The organism is Cellulomonas sp. GbtcB1 (assembly GCF_019091725.1).
GTDB lineage: Bacteria > Actinomycetota > Actinomycetes > Actinomycetales > Cellulomonadaceae > Cellulomonas.
In genome coordinates this window covers 1-229 of the sequence record NZ_JAGXJG010000737.1, presented here as the reverse complement: position 1 = coordinate 229, position 229 = coordinate 1, and the positions used below count along the sequence as shown (strand labels likewise).

General features: G+C 78.2%; 1 protein-coding gene. It reads right to left on the bottom strand.

Annotated elements, in window-relative coordinates; all coding sequences use genetic code 11:
- Positions 1-229: hypothetical protein (locus tag KVT14_RS22015; protein WP_217617452.1), on the bottom strand; the 229-nt coding region annotated here is incomplete at both ends.

Genomic DNA, 229 nt, shown 5'->3' with positions numbered 1-229 from the left:
CGAGCGACCCGTCGCGGTCGGTGGTGTCGGCGGAGTCCCGGCCGGTCAGCGTGGCGTCGTGCTCCTGCCCGGGCGCGCCCGGGAGCGGGGCGCCCTGCGCCTGCTGGGGGAGCGTCTTGCTCGCGGTCGTCACGACCGGGCGCGGGACCACGGTGAGCTGCGCGGAGGCGGTGCGCACCGGAGCAGGTGTCCCGTCGGCCGCCTCGCCGTCGACCGCCACCTCGTTGGT